19 protein-coding genes are annotated in these 19634 nt (G+C 51.4%); 14 read left to right on the top strand and 5 right to left on the bottom strand.

Annotated features, from left to right (window positions below; genetic code table 11):
• Positions 1 to 176: 176 nt before the first annotated feature.
• The 4 genes from P8J86_01960 to P8J86_01945 all read left to right on the top strand — a co-directional run bounded on the left by P8J86_01960 (position 177) and on the right by P8J86_01945 (position 6601).
• Positions 177 to 2537 carry a VIT domain-containing protein gene (locus tag P8J86_01960; protein ID MDG2053451.1) on the top strand — a complete coding sequence of 787 codons (2361 nt, stop codon included), beginning with the start codon at positions 177 to 179 and terminating at the stop codon, positions 2535 to 2537.
• 92 nt (positions 2538 to 2629) lie between these two features.
• Complete coding sequence (locus tag P8J86_01955; GenBank protein MDG2053450.1) at positions 2630 to 3865, top strand: VWA domain-containing protein; 1236 nt, start codon at positions 2630 to 2632, stop codon at positions 3863 to 3865.
• A 106-nt stretch (positions 3866 to 3971) separates the two neighbouring features.
• Positions 3972 to 4679 (top strand): response regulator transcription factor, encoded by a 708-nt coding sequence (locus P8J86_01950; protein MDG2053449.1) that lies wholly within the window; start codon positions 3972 to 3974, stop codon positions 4677 to 4679.
• Entirely contained in the window at positions 4676 to 6601 is a 1926-nt protein-coding gene (locus P8J86_01945; protein ID MDG2053448.1) for a HAMP domain-containing sensor histidine kinase, read from the top strand. The genes P8J86_01950 and P8J86_01945 overlap by 4 nt, the downstream gene beginning before the upstream one ends.
• 15 nt (positions 6602 to 6616) lie before the next feature.
• Here P8J86_01945 and gpmI read toward each other — a convergent pair whose 3' ends face one another.
• Positions 6617 to 8263 (bottom strand): 2,3-bisphosphoglycerate-independent phosphoglycerate mutase, encoded by a 1647-nt coding sequence (gene gpmI, locus P8J86_01940; GenBank protein ID MDG2053447.1) that lies wholly within the window; start codon positions 8261 to 8263, stop codon positions 6617 to 6619.
• A gap of 138 nt (positions 8264 to 8401) precedes the next feature.
• Here gpmI and P8J86_01935 point away from each other — a divergent pair, with 138 nt between their 5' ends.
• Positions 8402 to 9229 carry a YggS family pyridoxal phosphate-dependent enzyme gene (locus P8J86_01935; GenBank protein ID MDG2053446.1) on the top strand — a complete coding sequence of 276 codons (828 nt, stop codon included), beginning with the start codon at positions 8402 to 8404 and terminating at the stop codon, positions 9227 to 9229.
• Positions 9230 to 9252: 23 nt separating this feature from the next.
• Here the strand turns inward: P8J86_01935 and P8J86_01930 are convergent, their stop codons facing one another.
• The gene (locus P8J86_01930; protein MDG2053445.1) at positions 9253 to 9897 is read right to left on the bottom strand and encodes a redox-sensing transcriptional repressor Rex; all 645 of its coding nucleotides are present in this window, start codon (positions 9895 to 9897) and stop codon (positions 9253 to 9255) included.
• 80 nt (positions 9898 to 9977) lie between these two features.
• On the opposite strand from P8J86_01930, the gene metF reads away from it, so the two are divergent.
• The 7 genes from metF to P8J86_01895 all read left to right on the top strand — a co-directional run bounded on the left by metF (position 9978) and on the right by P8J86_01895 (position 15375).
• Positions 9978 to 10907: a methylenetetrahydrofolate reductase [NAD(P)H] gene (gene metF / locus P8J86_01925; GenBank protein MDG2053444.1), complete on the top strand. Its 930-nt coding sequence runs from the start codon at positions 9978 to 9980 to the stop codon at positions 10905 to 10907.
• A 45-nt stretch (positions 10908 to 10952) separates the two neighbouring features.
• Positions 10953 to 11165 (top strand): hypothetical protein, encoded by a 213-nt coding sequence (locus P8J86_01920; protein MDG2053443.1) that lies wholly within the window; start codon positions 10953 to 10955, stop codon positions 11163 to 11165.
• 97 nt (positions 11166 to 11262) lie between these two features.
• Positions 11263 to 11640 carry a hypothetical protein gene (locus tag P8J86_01915; GenBank protein MDG2053442.1) on the top strand — a complete coding sequence of 126 codons (378 nt, stop codon included), beginning with the start codon at positions 11263 to 11265 and terminating at the stop codon, positions 11638 to 11640.
• 25 nt (positions 11641 to 11665) lie between these two features.
• A complete protein-coding gene (locus P8J86_01910; GenBank protein MDG2053441.1) occupies positions 11666 to 12016 on the top strand; it encodes a hypothetical protein in 351 nt (116 codons plus the stop codon).
• 42 nt (positions 12017 to 12058) lie between these two features.
• Positions 12059 to 12973 (top strand): deoxyribose-phosphate aldolase, encoded by a 915-nt coding sequence (gene deoC, locus P8J86_01905; protein ID MDG2053440.1) that lies wholly within the window; start codon positions 12059 to 12061, stop codon positions 12971 to 12973.
• 28 nt (positions 12974 to 13001) lie between these two features.
• The gene (locus P8J86_01900) at positions 13002 to 14486 is read left to right on the top strand and encodes an aldehyde dehydrogenase family protein (protein ID MDG2053439.1); all 1485 of its coding nucleotides are present in this window, start codon (positions 13002 to 13004) and stop codon (positions 14484 to 14486) included.
• A gap of 13 nt (positions 14487 to 14499) precedes the next feature.
• The gene (locus tag P8J86_01895) at positions 14500 to 15375 is read left to right on the top strand and encodes an aldehyde dehydrogenase family protein (GenBank protein ID MDG2053438.1); all 876 of its coding nucleotides are present in this window, start codon (positions 14500 to 14502) and stop codon (positions 15373 to 15375) included.
• A 94-nt stretch (positions 15376 to 15469) separates the two neighbouring features.
• On the opposite strand, the gene P8J86_01890 is transcribed toward P8J86_01895, so the two are convergent.
• Positions 15470 to 16393, bottom strand: coding sequence for a hypothetical protein (locus tag P8J86_01890; GenBank protein ID MDG2053437.1), 924 nt, complete (start codon positions 16391 to 16393; stop codon positions 15470 to 15472).
• A gap of 247 nt (positions 16394 to 16640) precedes the next feature.
• Here P8J86_01890 and P8J86_01885 point away from each other — a divergent pair, with 247 nt between their 5' ends.
• A complete protein-coding gene (locus tag P8J86_01885; protein ID MDG2053436.1) occupies positions 16641 to 16967 on the top strand; it encodes a flagellar biosynthesis anti-sigma factor FlgM in 327 nt (108 codons plus the stop codon).
• Positions 16968 to 17031: 64 nt separating this feature from the next.
• Entirely contained in the window at positions 17032 to 17982 is a 951-nt protein-coding gene (locus P8J86_01880) for a hypothetical protein (protein MDG2053435.1), read from the top strand.
• Positions 17983 to 18034: 52 nt separating this feature from the next.
• Here the strand turns inward: P8J86_01880 and P8J86_01875 are convergent, their stop codons facing one another.
• Entirely contained in the window at positions 18035 to 18289 is a 255-nt protein-coding gene (locus P8J86_01875; GenBank protein MDG2053434.1) for a hypothetical protein, read from the bottom strand.
• A 49-nt stretch (positions 18290 to 18338) separates the two neighbouring features.
• Positions 18339 to 19565, bottom strand: coding sequence for a pitrilysin family protein (locus P8J86_01870; GenBank protein MDG2053433.1), 1227 nt, complete (start codon positions 19563 to 19565; stop codon positions 18339 to 18341).
• Positions 19566 to 19634 lie beyond the last annotated feature (69 nt).

The following is a 19634-nucleotide window of genomic DNA, read 5'->3' as shown; positions in this document are numbered from 1 at the left end:
GGGGGCCCTAGTCTTCGTAATACCCTATGAAAACAAGTCCTAGCAAGACCCGCAGCCACTCTCAAAACCACACGTTACATAGCCGTTACCAATCATCAGCGGTCCCAGACGTATTCTCTAGTGAGGCGAGAACACCGTTCTCCAAACAATACAAAGCTCCTGTCTGAGGATTGCACATGTTGCTCATACCCCCAAGAAATATTCGGCTGCCACACACCGTCCGCCGTGCCTCAATAACGATGATTTCATCATTGCTACTGATGGCACCGGCGGTAGTGGCGCAGACAGTCACAAACAACATCAACATCATCATTCCCCAAGTTCATCCGTGGGCCATGCCAATGGCCAACCACAGACCAAACCATGTATCGCCAATAATGGTACGCCCCAATCTTCAACCGATGGTGTTGATCGAGTCTGTTGATGTGGATGTAGACATCAAGGGTCAGGTTGCGACCACCCGACTCGGACTGAACCTCGTAAACCAATCCAGCCAAGACCAGGAATCACAACTTCTTTTACCTGTGCCAGATGGCGCTGTGGTGACTGAATTTGCACTCGAAGGCACGGCGCTCTCGGCAAAAGCTGATCTTCTGCCAAGCCACGAAGCCAGGCGAATCTATGACGAGATCGTCAGCAATCTTCGTGATCCCGCACTACTCGAATTCGCTGGTTACAACCTGGTACGTTCGAGCGTTTTTCCTGTGCCTGCGCAAGGTAAGCAGACAATCATCCTGACCTACGAACAGATTCTCGGCGGTGATGGAAATCGCATCGACTATGCCATACCTCGAAGTGAATCACTAAGGCAGCATGCGCCATGGAACATACGTTTCCAGATAAGTGATGAAACCCCAGTCTCAATGGTGTATTCACCAAGCCACGATCTGATCACAAAACGTAAAAGTGGGTCAAGCTTTCATGGCGAGATTTCTGAAAAAGCTCGGACCGAACCCGGTAGTTTCCGTCTGTCATACCTGCGTGACCGTGATGCCATGAATGCTTCAGTAATCGCCTATCCAGATACCACTTCTGGCCAAGGCGGTCACTTCTTGTTCATGTTAGGGATGCCTACTACTGATGCCGCAGACAACGGAACCCTACAACGAGAGGTCACGATCGTCCTTGATCGCTCGGGATCAATGGCTGGTGTCAAACTACAGCAAGCGTGCCTGGCAGCACTTCAAGTGATCTCAGCTCTTGAAGATGGCGAGGCCTTCAACATCATCGATTACTCAACTGGCGTTGACCAATTTGCAGCTCAACCAGTCATTAAAACAGATGAGACTGTCAGACAAGCAGAGGCCTATCTCTCTAGCATTCGTTCAATTGGTGGCACCAACATTAACAGCGCTTTGCGAGCAGCACTCAAACAGCCACCGATGGAGGGTTATCTGTCCATGGTTCTGTTCTTAACCGATGGCCTACCGACTGTTGGTGAGACATCTGAAGTCGCGATCCGCGAAAGTGTGGAAGAACACAACAATCACAACAGACGCATCTTTACATTCGGCGTCGGCAATGATGTCAATGCGCCGCTGCTCGATCACATTGCAGACTCAAGCCGGGCAACCAGTACTTTTGTTCTTCCCCATGAGGATGTGGAGCTCAAAGTTGCCCGTACCTTCCGACAACTTTCTGGCCCTGTGTTTGCGGACACCACATTGATCACACGAGATTCGGCAGGCAACCAATCAACGCGTCTGGTGCGTGAAATGACGCCACAGCAAATACCTGATGTCTTTGATGGCGACTATTTGATTCTGCTCGGCAGGTACATCGACAATCAGCCAATCACCTTTGAAATCAGCGGAAAAACTGCCTTGGGTCCAAAGAACCATGTCTTTACTTTCGACCCATCTGATGCCTCGGTAGACAATTCTTACGTTGCTCGTCTTTGGGCGAGCCGTCAGATCGCATATTTGATCGATCAGATTCGCCAAGCCGGCGCCGCTGAAGCCGCGAACCCACTCAATGCCGCGACCACAATGACTGAGCCAAAAATAGTTGAACTGGTCGAAGAAATTATGCGTCTCTCGACGACCTATGGAATACTCACGGAGTACACCTCCTTCCTGGCGACCGATGGCACGCATTTACCAAACACCGCTGCCCGTTGGGGTGCTGCTGTTGGAGGTTGCATGACCGAGCTTGAAGATCGTGCCATTAGCAACCGTAGTGGCGCGGGAGCTGTCACCCAAAGTCTCAACTTGTATGCCTCGAAAAACGTTGAGCAGCTTGGCTACAGAAACGGGTTCTTCGATGCCGAACAAAACGAGGTCTCATTCGAAACAGTGCAGCAGATCTGCGACCACACCTTCTTTTACCGCGGAGGCACCTGGTTTGATGCACAACTCATCAACGAACAAGTTGAAAGCGATCCTGACGTAGTCATTGACTTTGGAACACCCGAGCACATGAATCTCGTACGTGAACTAGTCAAAGAAAGGCGTCAAGGCGTACTCTCGCTAGATGGTCCAATTGTGCTTCGCCGCAATGGCTTGACTTACCTCATCAAGGCAGCAGATGACTGCTAAGGCCAACCATTTGCAATAACCCTTACTTCCCATACGTCACTCTTTAAAATAATTTCGAGCCAACCGCTCACACACAAAATGGAGTCCACAAAATGAATCCCACCCGAGTTCTTCTCACCGGACTGTTAGCGACAAGTTTCTTTGCGATCACGCCCTCTGCCACAGCTCAAGATCCGGCAGTGACCACGGCGACTGATCAATCGCAACAACCTGCCGAGCAACCCACCATTGATCTGGTGATCTGCTTGGACACCAGCAATTCAATGGATGGTCTCATTAATGCCGCTCGCACTAAGATTTGGCAGATTGTCAATGATCTTGCTCTTGCTGAACCAACGCCGCGTTTGCGCATTGCACTGCTCGACTACGGCAATGATTCTCTTGATCCAGAAACAGGATGGGTTCGGATTGACTCGCCCTTCACAGAAGACCTTGATCTCATCTCACAGCAGCTCTTTGCGTTGACCACTGATGGCGGCAAAGAATACGTCGGGCGCGTGCTTCAACGATCACTTGAAAACCTCGACTGGACGGATTCGGAAGACACTCTAAAACTGATTGTGGTTTCAGGAAATGAAAGCGCTGATCAAGACCCTGAATACAACTTTCAAGCGGTATGTCGCGAACTTATTGCCAAGGGCATCATGGTCAACTCGATCTACTGCGGGGCTGTCACCAACGAAGACGCGCCGGGCTGGACACAAATTGCAAAACTGACAGATGGTCAGTTTGCCTCAATTGATCCTGACTATCAAGAAGTTGCAGTCGTAACACCATTCGATACTGAAATGGCTGATCTCAGCACAAAAATTAATACCACCTACATTCCCATGGGCGAAGCCGGAGCAGCCGCATGGTCCAACCAGACAGAACAAGACTTCAACGCAGCCAGCATAGGTGCGGGCGCCGCAGCATCACGCTCTGGTACAAAAAGTAACAGTCTCTACTATTGCGGCTGGGACTTATGTGATGCCCTCGACCGTGAGGAGGTTGATCTTGACAACATCGATGACGAGGCACTTCCTGAAAATATGCAAAAGATGACGAAGGAAGAGCGTGTGGCTTATGTCGAAACCAAAAAGGCTGAACGCCAGGTGATCCAAAGTCAGATTCAAGAATTGAGCAAAAAACGTGAGGCCTTCATTACTGAAGCACGCAAGGGCCTCGCGGAAGACAACGAACAAGCATTTGATGTGGTTGTTCGAGCAGCAATTCGTGGCCAAGCAGAGAACAAAGGCTTTGTATTCCCAGAAGCACCTGTAGCCGATGATGCCTCAAGCGTTGAGACCCCTGAAGAAACCACTGAAAGCAGCGATACCTCCTCCTAACCGGCCTCTTCTTCTCTCTCTCGGACTGCCGCGAAGGCCACCCAACCCTCGCGGCAGTCTTTTTCTTATCATCCAACCAACAACCTTCTTCGAGGAAGCATCTGAAATGAAGAAACGAAACATCCTGGTTGTCGAAGATGATGGACCAATCCGTCAAGGTTTGGTCGACGCCTTAGAGAGCGGTGGCTATGACGTGATATCGACCGGCAATGGAAAAGATGGTTTGGTGCTCGCGATTGAATCAGATCTTGATCTGGTACTGCTTGATGTGATGCTGCCTGAGATGAATGGGTTCGATGTGCTGCGACATTTACGCCGCGCCTCACCAACACTACCTGTCATCATGGTGACTGCAAGAGGTGCTGAGAATGACCGCGTTGAGGGCCTTTCACACGGCGCCGACGACTACGTTCTCAAGCCCTTTAGCGCTCGTGAACTCCTTGCCCGCGTTGAAGCTGTCCTGCGTCGTTCACCAGCTCGTCCGATTGATGTGCGCCGACTCAGTTTTCCCGGCGCCGTCCTTGATCTGGAATTACGAGAGGTCACTTATGATGATGATCCTGCCCCCAAGTCACTCTCTGAGAGAGAAGTAGGCATTCTTCGTTACCTCGCAACCAATAAAAGTCGTGTCGTCCAGCGCGAGGAACTGCTACAAAATGTGTGGGGACTCGATCCTCGTGGTGTGCATACGCGAACCATTGATATGCACATCGCTCGGCTGAGAGAGAAGCTACCCGCTGGTGATGAAATCGTCCGAACAGTACGTGGCAAAGGCTACACACTCGGAGACACCGTCGAGGTCGCGGCCTCATGAATCGACATTGGAAAATTTGGCTTGTGTTCAGTGGCGTTGCCTTTCTCGGGCTCGCCTCGCTTGTCGTACTTTCCTTTATCGTCATTTCATTAAGCCAAAACGCAATTCGTGATAGCGCCGAAGATCAGCATGGTGATCAAAGACGGCTTGCTATTTCTAATATGGAAGCATGGCTCTTGCCTTTGCTTTCACGAGAAGCGGATCGGGAACCACAGCAATATCAGCCTTTCTATCAACTTGGAACCGCGTTCAATCAGACGCTACTTAATCCGATATCGCTTCATCAGTTTGTGGTGCCATCTCCACTCCTGACATCAACTGATCAATTCGTACTTGTTCATTTCGAACTTAATGAGGCAGGAGATATCTCATCTCCTGAAGTACCAACAAGACCGAGTTATCGAGATTTAGCCGAAGCTGCCGGGATTAGTCCACTTGAGATTGACAAGTCCAAGAAGGCGTTAGTGCGCGTCAAAGAGATTCTCGCTTCCTTAAACAACAATCAGCCACTTCTTACCCGGATTACAGAAATGGAGAATTTCTACACCATCGGAAGTGAGCGAATCAATGAGAGTCTGGCCCAGCAACAACTAGACATTGAGAGCGAAAATTTTCAAAGTGCGACCGAACCGGCTTCTGAGGGCGCTGATTTGGCACTGGCGCTTGATTCGGCAGGCTGGGTTGGACGATCTCAGCGTGCCGTTGTTGCGCAGTCTGTCGATCAAGACAGAGCCTATGGCAACAACCCATCTGGAGGCGGGGGCTTTGGCGGGGGCTTCGGCGCAGGCTCCAAAGACGGCATTATCATTGGCAGTACCAAAGCGACTGTTGGCGGCCTCGTACCACTTTGGCAACATGACACCACTGAAGAACATTCGCTGCTCTATGTCCGTCGCTACATCAGACCTGATGGCGAGAAGATGGTGCAGGGCTTGTTGGTTGATTGGCCGGCCTTACAAGCTGCATTACTTGAACAAATTGTGACGCCGCTGAATGGGGCGCGTTTTGAGCCCTGGCAAGGGGCGCCCAAGGCAGCGCTGATTGATGCTGGGTTTATCAAGGCTGGACTCCCATCAATCATGGCTGAACTCATTGACGATGGAGCCCTCATCACTATTGGAGTGAGTTGGAGCACCACCACCCTCATATTAGTGATTTGCTGGATTGCAGCGGCTGTTGCCTTTGTGGCTGTTGGTCTCATGCTGCGAAGCAGTGTTCTTTATGGTGAGCGGCGGAGCATGTTCGCCTCCGCAGTCACTCACGAATTGAGAACTCCACTCACCACCTTTCGAATGTACTCTGAAATGCTGGCCGACGGTCTCATTACCGAACCAAGCAAGCGCCAACAGTATCTTGAAACACTACGAAGTGAGTCTGATCGTCTCTCAGGTTTGGTTGAGAATGTGTTGGCTTACGCACGCCTCGAAGAAGGAAGGCATCGAGTCGCAGCCCGCCGTGTTGAATTCCGTCAATTGATTGAGTCACTTCGCACCTTACTGTCACGACGTTGTGATGCCGAGGCGCGTCCATGTTCAATCACCGTTCATGGATCTCAAGATGCTGAGCTCTATATCGATGTCGAGTCACTTGAGCAGGTGCTCTTCAACCTGATTGATAATGCCTGCAAATATGGAATCAACCCCGACCGTCCCGAAATTGAAGTTGATGCAAACTTGACTGAGAAACATCTGTCCTTTGAAGTTCGTGATTACGGGCCTGGTATCAATCACGCACAGTCCAACGCTATTTTTAAGGCATTTGATCGCGGCGAAAGAGCAAGTGATCCAGCGCCCGGCATTGGGCTTGGGCTCGCGCTTGCGCGACAGATGGCGGCCTCTATGGGTGGTCATCTTGTTTTGCGTGAAGATATTGGCGAGGGGGCCATGTTTGAATTGACTATTCCACTCAAGTATGAACCATAACCAAATCAATGTCTTCTAATCAGTCTCAAGAATTGACTGGCCGGTCATTGCTTTCGGCGGATCAATGTTCATCATGAAGAGTACGGTTGGCGCCACGTCAGCGAGACGGCCACCTTCGCGGAGCTTCATGTCTTTGAAAGCCTCTCCAATAATGTAGAGTGGCACTTCATAAGTGGTGTGTTTTGTATGAGGGGAAACACCGTCATCCATCCGCATTTGCTCTGCATTCCCATGGTCTGCAGTGACAATCAATGAACCACCTTGTTGAAGCGTTGCTTCAACAATTTCGCCAACACACGCATCCACAACTTCAATGGCTTTGATTGCCGCTTCCAAGTTGCCGGTATGACCAACCATATCGCCGTTGGCAAAGTTGACCACAATCAACGCAGGACATTTTTCAGAAGCAATCTGCTCTAAAACCGCATCACGCACTTCGTATGCAGACATCTCAGGTTTTTGATCGTAGGTTGATACGTCTTTTGGACTTTGAGCAAGGTATCGGCTCTCTCCCGCGTAAAGTTCTTCCTGGTAATCATTGAAAAAGAAGGTCACGTGCGGGAATTTCTCTGTTTCTGCGCAACGAAACTGTGTGAGTCCTGCATCAGCAATCACCTGCCCAAGAATATCTGGCATGGTTGGTGGCTTTGAAAACGCAATCACCACTGGTAGGCCTGATTCATAACCCGTCATCGTGCAGAAATAGAGGTTGCTTATTAAGCCGCCACGATCAAAGCCGCCACCCGGTTCCTTATGAAAGCGAGCTTCATCAAAAGTAAACGCTTTGGTCAACTCCCGTGGCCGATCGCCGCGATAGTTAAAGAAGATCACGGCGTCTCCGTTTTCAATCAAGCCAATAGGTTTTCCTGAAGTGTCCACAATCTGTGTTGGCACAATAAACTCATCACCATGACGATTCTGATCAGTCGGATTTTCGTAATACCACGACACCGCCTCTGCAGCGGTTGATTCTTGACGAATCTCTGGCACTTGATCGAGGTCTTTGTAGGCCACTTGGTGTCCCGTAAGAGCCTCATAGGCACGAGCCTCGCGCTCCCAGCGATTGTCACGATCCATCGCATAAAAACGCCCCATCACCGTACCGATGCGACCAACCTTTGCCTCACTCAGTTTATTTTCAAGCCCTTCAATAAAACCGCGGCCGGAGGTCGGCCCCACATCACGGCCATCAGTAATGGCATGAACCACCAGCCGATCCGCCGCAAGCTGCTGCTTTTTGGCAAGATCAATCAATGCATAAAGATGGTTGATATGGCTATGAACACTACCGTCACTGACCAAGCCAATCAGGTGAAGGCGTCCCGATGTCTTGCTCACGTGCTCGAAAGCCTCCAAGAAGGCGTCTACTTGGGCAAAACTGCCATCTTCAACCGCCTTGTTTAATCGCATCAGCTCCTGGGGCACAATTCGGCCGGCGCCAATATTCTGGTGACCAACTTCAGAGTTGCCCATGGTGTCGGCAGGGAGACCCACATCCCGGCAGCAGGTGTGAATCAAGGCTCTTGGCCAGGCTCCATCGAGTTGATCCGCAATGGGCGTCTTTGCAAGGTGAACGGCGTTGAATGGATCGTGTTCGGGGTGTGGATTCTGGCCCCAACCATCTCGCACGATCAAGACAAGTGGTGCGTGTTTTGATGCCATTCAGATAGGGTAGCCGAAGCCTCAGGGCCGTGTGACACTGGCCAGAGACCATAAGGTAGGAGGGGCCTTGGGCAAAGTTCTTCCACAAAACACCAACTCTATGAGGTTCTGGCTTTGCTGGGCGTTGAGTCGCGGGGTATGCTCACAAGCATGCAGGATGCAACTGATACCACAACGGAAACGCCAGCGACCGATTCGCTGCGTAAAAGGTACGAACAAGTCAAAGCAAAAGTAGCTGCTGCGGCAAAGCGAAGCGGCCGGCCGGCAAACTCCATCATTCTGGTGGCTGTGACCAAGTACGCCTCTATGGACCAAGTACGAGAGTTGGTCAGGCTGGGGCAGGCCGATCTTGCTGAAAGTCAGGTCCAGAACTTGATGCAGCGCGCCGCACAGCTCGACGAGTTTGTACAACGACATCGAGAACTTGGACAATCTGGTGCCACCACGTTGCCAGAACAAGTTCGCTGGCACATGATTGGCCATCTACAACGCAACAAGGTTCGAAAGGCTATTGGCGTCATCCGCCTCGTACATAGTCTTGACTCACTACGTCTCGCAGAAGAGCTCCAGGCTATTGCTGGGCGACTCGATGCTGAGAATCCCGTCGAGTTGCTCATTCAAGTAAATATCTCGGGCGAAAAGTCGAAGTATGGCGTTGCACCTGCTGCTGCTCGTCATCTGGTCGAACAGATTGACACCATGCTTGCTTTGCGACCGCGCGGCCTGATGTGTATGGCTCCTTTGACCGAAGACCCGGAAGAGGTCAGACCAGTCTTTGAACGATGCCAGGAACTGTTTGAAGACATTCGTCGCGCTGGTGTCGGCGGCGAGAAGTTCAACATTCTTTCAATGGGTATGACTCATGATTATGAGGTCGCCATTGAGTGTGGTGCTAATTTAGTCCGAGTTGGCTCCGCAATCTTCAAGGAAGATGGAGAGCCATACGGGCCGCAAAACCGTAAGTGATGACCAGCTCATACACCGCTATGTTAGGCTGAGTGCTCGTTAATCCCTAGCGATACTTGGCAAACCAATTGCTCAAGCGACAGGGTAAGATCAACGTCCACCACAGAGCATCCCTCTGCATGCAAGCGGATTGGTGCAAAGTTTAAGATGCCTTTAACGCCCGCTTTTACCAGACGATCTGTGACTGCCTGAGCAGCTTCAGCGGGTGTCGCCACAATCCCAACGCGGATGCCTCGTTCCACAATCAGCTGCTCTAGATCTTTGAGTGGACGAACCCGATGACCCGCGACGGTGGTGCCAACCACCTGTGGATCTGAGTCAAATACCGCTGCAACATCAAAACCCTTGTCGCCAAAACGACCATAGCCCATAAGAGCTCGGCCTAACTTTCCCGCGCCAACAACCGTGACATGCCATGCACGATCTGTACCCAATACATGGCGAAGACCATTGGCTAGCTCATCGGCCTTATAGCCAATACCTGGATGACCGGTCTGGCCAACGAAAGCTAAGTCTTTGCGAACCTGTGCATCAGTAATGCCCAGGGCTCGCCCAAGCTGTTGGCTACTCACCGTCTGATCATCATGATCGCCGCTCGACTCAAGCTCACGCAAATACAGACTCAGTCGTTTGACTGTCGGCGCCGGAATTGATGACTTCGATGGCAAAAGTTTCGTCCTGTGGATGAGAGATCAATTCTATCAGCTCGCGGATATGGAGTATCCCTCTGACGTGATACGATGGGCCTATGCATATGAACGATGTCTTCAATCGCGATTCCATGACCTTTTCTTTCGAGTTTTTCCCTCCAAACTCTCAGAAAGCTGCTGCCATTCTGCTTCAACGTATTGCTGAACTTGAGCAGCTTCGACCATCATTCGTCTCCGTTACTTATGGCGCGGGTGGCTCAACGAGGGATCGCACGCATGAGCTGGTACTAAAGATCAAACGACAGACTTCCTTAGAACCAGTACCGCATTTGACTTGCATCGGCCAGAGTCGTCAGGACATGCATCAGATCTTGGCTCAATATGCCAAGGAGGGTATTAGTAATATTCTCGCGCTACGCGGTGATTGGCCTCCTGAAAAAGAGGCCTACGACCATTCGCTTTCCGACTTCCCTCATGCAAAAGACTTGGTTACTGATATCGCTCAGTTCAATACTTCTGGCAAGCACCCCGAATCTCGAGGATTTGGTATTGGGGTTGCAGGTTTTCCTGAGGGCCATCCCGAGACTCCAAATCGGCTGATGCAAATGGACTACCTCAAGGAAAAGGTCGATGCTGGCGCAGACTATGTTTGCACACAGATGTTCTTTGACAACAACGCGTTTTACGATTGGCGAGATCGGTGTGAACTTGCCGGCATCAAAGTCCCACTCGTTGCAGGCATTATGCCCATCACTTCCGTCCAGAGTATGCGTCGCATGGCTGATCTTGCCGCTGGCACCAATTTCCCTGCAGCACTACAGCGGCGAATCTACCGCTGCCAGGATGATCCTGATGCAGTCCAGCGTGTCGGTGTCCATTGGGCGACTGAACAATGTGGCAATCTCATCGACAACGGAGTTCGAGGTATTCACTTCTATACTTTGAACCGATCACAAGCCACCCTTGACATATTCCGATCCCTGGGCATCGGTGATACCGCCTCTCTGCGACACCAATCAGGGTCATAGCATCAGGAAAGCGAGTCTCGGCCTGGGCCTTGTTATGCTATCCGGATGAACCTTAATGCCGCCATCATCCGACTACTGATACTGAGCCTTCCTGTGATCTGGATTGCGCAAGACGTCCTGGCGGCGCCAGTTGCACCTCCAAGCCCTGAACTACGAAAGTCACCTGCAGCATGGATTGGCATACTGCTCATGGTATTGCTGGTGGTGGTCATACTTGTGATCAGCCTATGGCCGTCAAAACGCGGCCATCAAGACTGATTGGAAGGCCGGTGCGTAGAATAAGGTCCGGGACGATCGCCCGATGCTTTGTTGTGCTGCGCATCGGGATAAGCAAAACAAGTGAAGGAGTATTTCTATGTCACAGCCATCGCCAAAAACTGGCATTGACCCACCCATTGAAGAATACGCGCAAACCGATTCCTCGAATGCTCTCGGTGAACCGCATCGCAAACGACGTCTCTTTTCGGGTGTTCGCGGTCTGGTTGTTTTGAATATTGCGCTACTGCTCGTGCTCGGGACCATCATCTTTGCACCTCAGACAATTGCGCAGATGGGATCACGAAGCACGTACGCTCTGATATCAAGCCATATCAATGGCATGCAGACCGACGTGGTTTTCATTCTGGATACGACATCATCCGAAATGATCGCCATTAGCTACAACCCTCAAACAAATTCCATAGAGCGCCTCGGCTACCGCAGGCTTTCCTCGGATGGCTCCCGTGTCCGCTAAGGCAAAATTTCTACTGGAGAGCAACATGTCCAACACACCACGATCAAAAAACACCGGCAATTCCATCAGTACTGCTGCCGCCATTCTTTGGGGCTCGGCTTTCATTCTGGTGGCCATGATTATTATCCAAGGTGGCGCACTTACCAATAACAATGCCCATGCAGAACTGGTGACCTCTGTCAATGGTTACTCGATGCTGACCGGCTCAGCGGGATCCGGTCCCAAGGAACGGCCCCATGAGCTGCTGTATGTTGCAGATGATCGCGATCAGACCCTGATGATCTATGAAATCAAAGATGCCCGCACGCAGCGAGGTTTAAATCTGCTTTGGGCAGGCAGACTGCCACAGATGTTTGGTGCTGCTCGGCTCCCTTAGTGCCAAAAAGGGCCGATGACGTCAGTTCGGTACACTATGAGAATGGATCGACGCACTACAGATGCCGTAATGGTCGAGCAACGAGCTCGGGCGATGACGCGCCGATCCATCAAGACTGAGGCGAAGCAAGTGGCCCTTCGATTGGCCATCGCCATGATTGATCTCACCACATTAGAAGGCAAAGACTCACCACAGAAGATTAAATCACTGTGTCGCAAGGCCATTCGCCCCTACGACGGGCTCCTCGATTTAGAAGTCCCGCCTGTTGCTGCTGTCTGCGTCTATCCATCGCTTGTCCCAGTCGCCATCGACACATTGGCAAACTCAACCGTCTGCGTCGCCTCTGTTGCAACTGGTTTTCCAAGCGGCCAGTACCCCCTGGATATTCGTCTGGCAGATGTTAAGCAAGCGGTCGAAGACGGCGCTGATGAAATCGACATGGTCATTAACCGCGGCGCGTTCCTTGCTGGCAAATACGATCAGGTTGCCTCCGAGATTACAAAGACGCGCCTGGCATGCGGTCCCGCAAGACTTAAAATTATTCTTGAAACAGGTGAACTGGAAACATACGACAACATAAGGCAAGCCAGTGATCTCGCCATCTCTGCGGCAGCGGATGCGGGACCAATTGAAACTGGAGACGTCTTTATAAAAACATCGACTGGAAAGGTGTCGCCGGGTGCCACGATGGCCAGTACTTTGGTCATGCTTGAAGCCATTCGTGACCATTACCATGCAACCGGTGTTCGTATTGGCATGAAGCCTGCTGGCGGCATTCGAACTGCCAAAACAGCTATTCATTACTTAGTCATGCTTAAAGAAACACTTGGTAACGCCTGGCTCACACCGGAGCTCTTCCGCTTCGGCGCCTCCACACTGCTTAACGATCTACTCAGGCAGGTTGTTAAACAAGAAACTGGACATTACACCGCAGGATGGGATTTCTCCATTGCCTAAGTAGGCATGGAGCGCGAAGGAGACTGTATTGAATACGCGCATTGAAATCGATGCTTCACAAGACTCGGCCGAGGCAACCAATTTTAATTGGGAATACAGCCCTGCGCCAGAACGAATGCAGATTGATATTCAAGATCGGTACGGGCTGTTTATTGATGGCAAGTTCCAGCCACCAACCTCTAAGAAGTACTTCAAGACATTCAACCCTGCAACTGAAGAGGTGCTCGCTGAAGTCGCTTACGCTGGCAAGAAAGATGTAGACAAGGCTGTTGAAGCAGCCCGCGTTGCGCAGCCAAAGTGGGCGAGACTTAAAGCAACAGAGCGAGCCAAATACCTCTTCAGAATTGCCCGCCGCCTCCAAGAGCGAGCGCGCGAGATCGCGGTCCTTGAGACGATGGATTGTGGAAAACCAATCAAAGAGTCTCGTGACGTTGACCTTGTTCTGGCAGCTCAATATCTATTCTACTACGCAGGCTGGGCGGACAAACTTGATTATGCCTTTGCTGGAGCGCGCCCTCGGCCAGTTGGTGTGTGTGGGCAGATCATTCCTTGGAATTTCCCACTCGTTATGGCTGCATGGAAACTCGCTCCTGCACTGGCATGCGGAAATACCTGTGTCCTTAAGCCTGCTGAAACGACACCACTCACAGCACTGCGCCTGGCGGAGATTCTTCAAGAAGTCGATTTGCCCCCAGGTGTTGTCAATATTCTCACTGGCAATGGTGTGACCGGCCAAACGATTGCTGAACATCCCCAGGTCAAGAAAGTTGCTTTTACTGGCTCAACAAAGGTGGGCAAGATCCTGGCAAAAGCTTGTGCCCAAAGCGGCAAACACCTGACTCTTGAATTGGGCGGCAAAAGTCCCAATATCATCTTTGAAGATGCCTCTATTGATCAAGCCGTTGAGGGCGTTGTTTCAGGCATCTATTTCAATCAAGGACAAGTCTGCTGTGCCGGGTCTAGACTCTTCGTACATGAGTCAATTCATGATGAGATCGTTCAGAAGCTGACGCACCGACTTGAGTCATTACGCGTTGGGGATCCACTGGATAAGAACACCGACATCGGTGCAATCAATTCACCCCAGCAACTGAGTAAGATCGAGCACTACATCAATGTGGGTGCTTCAGAAGGTGCTGATATGCACGCGTGCCCAGTCGGCGATCTGCCGCCTAAGGGTTATTGGTGCCGCCCGTGCTTCTTCACTGACGTGCAACCGAGCCATCAAATTGCACGTGACGAGATCTTTGGCCCCGTACTAGCTGTCATGACTTTTCGGACACCGAAGGAGGCATTGGAGCTAGCCAACAACACGCCCTATGGACTCTCTGCAGGTGTCTGGACTGACAAAGGGGCGCGTATATTTGAACTTGCCAAACAACTTGATGCCGGTGTGATCTGGTGTAATAGCTACAACCTGTTTGATGCCTGCTCACCCTTTGGGGGCTTCAAGGAATCAGGCTTTGGCCGTGAAGGTGGCCGTCATGGCCTGCGACCCTACGTGGTGCTCTAGGAGAATCTCACTTATGTCAGATCGCTTGACTGTGAATAAAACATACAAACTCTACATTGACGGCGCGTTTGTGCGAAGCGAATCTGGTGCGTCTATTGGCGTCGAAGATTCTTCGGGCGCCGTCATGGCTCACCTTTGCCGAGCATCCCGCAAAGATCTGCGGGAGAGTGTTGAAAAAGCAATCGCTGGCTTTGATAGATGGAATGGCATGACAGCCTACAACCGAGGCCAGGTGCTGTATCGAATGGCTGAGATGCTTGAGGGTAAAGCGGAGGAGTTTAGCCACACATTGATGGAAACCTGTGGCTACAAAGCTGTGCAGGCTCGTAATGAAGTTGCGATGTCTGTGGATCGTTTGGTGGGATTTGCTGGTTGGGCTGACAAATTCCAACAGGTGATTGGTTGCCATAATCCGGTCGCTGGCCCGTATTACAACTTCACTGTGCCGCAAGCAATTGGCGTCACAGGTGTTGTTGCCCCAAATGAACCACCTTTACTCGCACTTGTGACCATGATTGCCGGCCCACTGACTTGTGGTAATTCCATTGTGGCGTTGGCCAGCGAAAAATACCCCTTGCCAGCAGCCATCTTGGGCGAGGTTTGCGCCACTGCAGACGTGCCCGCTGGAGCCATCAATATCCTGACCGGTCGCCGTGCTGATCTACTGAGCCATCTTGCTGATCACCGACGCGTGATGGCGATCACCGCCGCTGGTGTTTCTGGCAACATGGCCGAACTACTTCGATGCGGCGCTTCGGAGAACATCAAGCGGGTCACGATCTACAAGGCCAGCAAAGCTGACTGGACGAAGGATGAAAAGTGGCTCGCACCGTGGCGACTTGAAGAACATGTCGACGCCAAGACAATCTGGCACCCGTCCGCAACCTGATTGTGAATGGTCTTCTGCAATTTGCTTGATCTAAAAATGGCCGCGAGGCCATTGTGCTGCGCACTGGTGGGCATAGTAGAAGGCAGCAAAGGATCTACAATTCAGGCACCTCGACAAGGAAGGGACGCTGGCGGTATGTTCCTTGGCTTGGATCAGTGGCGTCCATTGGCGTTTCGAGTGGGGCACCATTGAGTAGCCGAGCAGGGAACTGATTGGCCAGTTCATCGACTTCAATGCTGCGCAGGCCCGTTGAAGGATCTAACGCTCGACGATCAAACAGCCCAACGGTCACCGAACTCATTTGTAGATCTTCATTGTGATGAAAGTACGCTGGTTTATTCTGGCTACGAAGCTGACTGGCGTAAGACTCCGCACGGCGGCGCCGGGCATTCCTATCCATGCCCTGGGGATCATCCAGATCTACCCATACGGCGACATCCAACGTATAGAGAGGTACAACGGTAGGGAACTCCACTCGGGCTGATCTGAGGTCAAATGGAGCGAGCTCGCCGGGTCGTGGCTTTGCTTCGATCTTCTTGAGCATCGCAGACCGAAAGAGTTGACGACCCTCAACCTCCATCGCCAAAATTTGTTCCCGATCAGGCTCCACGCGATCATCATCCCAACCGTTATATCGCCCCCAAACCACCATGGTTCCGTGCCGATGGGGCTCAGTCCTTGCTGCAGATAGCGCAGGCAACAATGTCTGAGCATCTCTTAGCCACTTTTGGGCCTGGGTCAGGTGCTGGTCGTTTGTAAAAGTTGCCAAGACCAAAACCCAATATGTTTCACTGGGTGAGGATTGAAAGTCTGCTTCGGGGCTCGCTGGAACCATGCCTGGGTCCCAATTCTGGCCAAAGTCATATGGTTGGCCGCTCGAACTTGCCGCCACTGGTGACGTACTCTGATGAGGCCCGTCAGGGGCACAACTAGAAAAAACAATGGTCAGTACAAGCAAACAAATAATGTTGCCTAAAGAATGCCCCGCAGGAGAAAATCCCAACCGATTGATCAACATAGTGCCACTCTAAAAACCCCCTTTAAGGTCCCTAATAACCAACGTAACCTTACGAACCCTGCCTACTTGTGTCAAAGAGGCGGTTTGTTGGAAAGTTCAAGATACGAAGGGGCCAACGTCGATAATCTTATTGGCGAGTGCGGGTTTCCCCAGGTGCTTCCGCATCGCCAAGAGCGTGGGATCTAATTAGGGAGCCGATACAGGGCAACACACCTACAGGTGGTAGGTGCGGAAGGAGTTTTTCGAAATGTCAGAGATCTCATCAATAGGTCCAGGCAGCGGTCAGGTGGGACCGTCAGATCGACCGAAGCGACCAGATAGCGATTCGGAAGGACTGCGCGGAAGCGCGAATCAACTTCGCCCCGGCGAATCTGATATCAACACCGACCGAATAGATGTTTCTGATCATGCCCGCTTCCTCGGGATGCTCAAATCAATGGCCCCCCCTCGTGAGGACCGAATTGAGGCCGTCAGAGAGATGATTGCAACTGATCAATATGTCACTGATGACATGCTTAATGTGGCTATTGACCGGCTCGCAGCTGATCTTGATGAGCCAACTATAGAACCCTGAGCATTTGGTCGAATCGATAAAATTCTGACAAGATTGCCGCCATAGAAGGTTATTCTTGTCTGCCATGAATACTTGGCTTTACACCATCACGGTTTTGATCCTCTTGACCAGCTTCCTTGGCAGTTGGGGCTGTCAATCATCCACACAGAAGCAGGCCCTAGAAAATAAAGATGCCACCGGTGTCTGGACTTTATGGCCAAAGTCCATGCGCGTGCATCCGCTCACCCGCGTCATCAATCAGGCAGACATGAGCCCACCCGTGGTCGAACTGCGTGTCGAGTTCATGGATCCAACAGGAGATCCTATTAAGTCGACGGGACAGATGGCGATTACCTATAGCGATTCGACCGGGCGCGTTCGGAATGCTCCGCCACTGGGCCTCTGGGAAACAGATCTTCGTGACCTGTCTACCAATCAGGCGCACTGGGATGATGTCACTGATACGTATCTCTATCGCTTCCCACTTCCAAACACCGCCACCAACGAGAACGGCATGCTTCGCGTCATCATGCTTCAAGAGGATGGCCAACAGTTCGATGACGTTTTCGCACTTGAGATTCCACCAGCGACCAAGGCGGGCAATACACAAACAACCTCTCAAACGGTTCCATCGGAGGTTCCTGAGAAAATAGAAAGCAAGGTACTCAAACAAGCCATGATTGATGCCATGCTTTATCTGCGAGAGAACGAGCCAGGTGAACAAGACGCCGATTCAGTACCCAGCCAAACCGAACGCGCCATCGTTGAAATTCGTGAGGATATGCCTGATTTCTTGATCGTTTCAAAAGAAACTGAACAGAAGCTACAGGCTGGCACTTCGGTCATCGGTGCTGATGAAAGAATTGCTGCCGCCAGCGCTTCCCTCATGGATTTCGAGGTTGTACTCTCTCGTTTAGTCGTGTTCTTGCTCGAAAATTACGAAGCGGGCAATCTCTCTCCGATTCAAACGGAGCTGCTTGCACAGTTGATGTCCGCAAATGTGAAGCAGGCAGAAAATGCATTTCTTAGCAACTAAGAAATACATCGACTGAACTTATCCGTTGAGCAAGAACAGCCCACAGCTGTGGTTAGGCTGCTTCAATCAGCGTGTACTGGTCAAGGTTCAAAATGGTGATTTCGCCGTCGTCTAGTTGCAGTTCCAGGCGATCAAGCCAGAGCTGATCATCCTTTGCGTGCGCAAACCATGAACCGGTCTTTGCCTGACGATAGCGGTTGATGATTCCTTCGACACAGGTTGACCAGGTGCGATCACGCAGGGGTGTCTGCTGGGTCACCTTCACCCTATTGCCCGGCTTAATGAGATCAGTCATTTGTTGCTGCATCTGGGCATCTTAGCACTGCTTGAGGGGCGAATCGCCGCAAGCAGCCAAGCTATTGAATATCTCGAGAACCAAGTGAAACAACCGTTTCCGGCTGAAATGGGTGTTTTGATAGATATTCATTGAGTTGATGGCAGTCAATTTCGTCGATTTGATCGGCAATACTGGCAAGTGAACGAGCATGGCCGAGCCGATCCATGTCATAAGCCAGTGCACCTGCCCTGGCTTGCGTTGATTCACCTTGCATGATGAGCCGGCTTTTGAGGCCAATGACAGCCCGCTGGAATTCTTGCTCCGTCACGCCTTGAGCCATCCTGGCCAACTCCATCTGACACACCTCAAGTGTTTCATGGGCCCGCTCTGGAGTAGTTCCTGCATAGATTGTGACATAGCCACGGTCTCTTCCAGAGTGATAGGAAGCGCCCACGCTATAACAGAGAGAACGCTTTTGCCTGACTTCTGTAAATAAACGCCCACTACTTGAGCCACTCAAAACACGAATCGCCAAACGTTGCAGCATGCTTGTGGGATCGGCTTCCTTCGGCGCATTGAATGCGATACCAAGGTGAACCTGCGAAGCATCTGCCTCGAAGTGGTGGCGGCCCATTGCCCCTTTTGCAGCTACGTCGATTTCTGAGACCTGGCCGACGCGCCCAAGAAGCGCCTGGTCAAACCGTTCGGCAATCTCGTCCACTTGAATGTTCCCAGCAACTGCGATGATTGATCCATCCGCTACTGCTCTTGTTTCCCAGTGCTCACGAAGTTCATCGATACCAGCACCAATCAGTACCTCTTCTTGTCCGTAGCCACTTCGATTGAAGGGTTCTGGCAAATGGCACTGTGCTAAACGCACCATGGCAAGGTGTTGAGGATCATCGTCAAGGCCCTTAACTGACTGCAGGCATAGACTTCGTACTGGATCTAATGCCGCCTCTGGAAGAAGTGGTTGTTGCACTGTTGTTGTGAGAAGATCGATTGCTTCATTCACATGATCACTGACCATACTCGCAGACAATGCCATGTGTCTTGAACGAACTGTGATGTGACGTTGTACACCGATTCGATCAAAAGCATCACTCAGTTGGCGGCTATCCAATCCGCCTGCACCACGAAAGATCAATTCACTTAACAGCGCCGCATATCCGTCAGCATGTGGTGGGTCGGTTGCCGTGCCAGCGGACAAAAGCCAACTGACTGCGACGGATGAAACACCGGCGATAGGCTCAGCGACCAATCTTGCACCACAGGAAAGTTCACGTTGCTCAATTCCACTGGACATTTCTAAGAAACCACCAATCTAGAGGCCATAAAAAAGGTGACCATTAAGGACAGACAAGGAAGGATCGAC

Source organism: Phycisphaerales bacterium, assembly GCA_029268515.1.
Classification (GTDB): Bacteria; Planctomycetota; Phycisphaerae; order Phycisphaerales; family SM1A02; genus JAQWNP01.
Note: the sequence above shows the minus strand (reverse complement) of the source record. Positions and strands in the feature narration are given on the sequence as shown.

Bases quoted from the DNA above. Each gene is read 5' to 3' on its own strand.
- P8J86_01890 (MDG2053437.1), bottom strand. From the start codon at position 16,393: ATGTTGATCAATCGGTTGGGATTTTCTCCTGCGGGGCATTCTTTAGGC.
- P8J86_01880 (MDG2053435.1), top strand. From the start codon at position 17,032: ATGAATACTTGGCTTTACACCATCACGGTTTTGATCCTCTTGACCAGC.
- P8J86_01955 (MDG2053450.1), top strand. From the start codon at position 2,630: ATGAATCCCACCCGAGTTCTTCTCACCGGACTGTTAGCGACAAGTTTC.
- P8J86_01950 (MDG2053449.1), top strand. From the start codon at position 3,972: ATGAAGAAACGAAACATCCTGGTTGTCGAAGATGATGGACCAATCCGT.
- P8J86_01960 (MDG2053451.1), top strand. From the start codon at position 177: ATGTTGCTCATACCCCCAAGAAATATTCGGCTGCCACACACCGTCCGC.
- P8J86_01915 (MDG2053442.1), top strand. From the start codon at position 11,263: ATGTCACAGCCATCGCCAAAAACTGGCATTGACCCACCCATTGAAGAA.
- P8J86_01910 (MDG2053441.1), top strand. From the start codon at position 11,666: ATGTCCAACACACCACGATCAAAAAACACCGGCAATTCCATCAGTACT.
- P8J86_01920 (MDG2053443.1), top strand. From the start codon at position 10,953: ATGAACCTTAATGCCGCCATCATCCGACTACTGATACTGAGCCTTCCT.
- P8J86_01885 (MDG2053436.1), top strand. From the start codon at position 16,641: ATGTCAGAGATCTCATCAATAGGTCCAGGCAGCGGTCAGGTGGGACCG.
- P8J86_01945 (MDG2053448.1), top strand. From the start codon at position 4,676: ATGAATCGACATTGGAAAATTTGGCTTGTGTTCAGTGGCGTTGCCTTT.
- metF (MDG2053444.1), top strand. From the start codon at position 9,978: ATGCATATGAACGATGTCTTCAATCGCGATTCCATGACCTTTTCTTTC.
- P8J86_01935 (MDG2053446.1), top strand. From the start codon at position 8,402: ATGCTCACAAGCATGCAGGATGCAACTGATACCACAACGGAAACGCCA.
- P8J86_01895 (MDG2053438.1), top strand. From the start codon at position 14,500: ATGTCAGATCGCTTGACTGTGAATAAAACATACAAACTCTACATTGAC.
- P8J86_01875 (MDG2053434.1), bottom strand. From the start codon at position 18,289: ATGCAGCAACAAATGACTGATCTCATTAAGCCGGGCAATAGGGTGAAG.
- gpmI (MDG2053447.1), bottom strand. From the start codon at position 8,263: ATGGCATCAAAACACGCACCACTTGTCTTGATCGTGCGAGATGGTTGG.
- deoC (MDG2053440.1), top strand. From the start codon at position 12,059: ATGGATCGACGCACTACAGATGCCGTAATGGTCGAGCAACGAGCTCGG.
- P8J86_01870 (MDG2053433.1), bottom strand. From the start codon at position 19,565: ATGTCCAGTGGAATTGAGCAACGTGAACTTTCCTGTGGTGCAAGATTG.